General features: G+C 72.9%; 1 protein-coding gene. It reads right to left on the minus strand.

Going from position 1 to position 247, the window contains the following annotated elements:
* A partial coding sequence (locus tag ACWJ6R_RS38295; protein ID WP_449066843.1) for a LacI family DNA-binding transcriptional regulator occupies nucleotides 1-247 on the minus strand: 247 nt, incomplete at both ends.

Consider the following 247-nt stretch of genomic DNA (forward strand, 5'->3'; position numbering starts at 1 on the left):
TAGCCGTGCTGGGTGAGCGCCTTCTCGATCGCCTGCGCGAAGGCCGGGAAGATCGGGTTGTCCAGCTCCGGCGTGACCAGCCCGATCAGCCCGTTGCTGCGCTGGCGCAGCCGCTGCGGACGCTCGTAGCCCATCAGGTCGAGCGCCGTCAGCACCGCCTGCCGGGTCGCCGCCGACACCCCCGGCTTGCCGTTGAGCACCCGGCTGACCGTCGCCTCGCTCACCCCCGCCTGCGCGGCGATGTCGG

The sequence above is a fragment of the Planomonospora algeriensis genome, assembly GCF_977012225.1.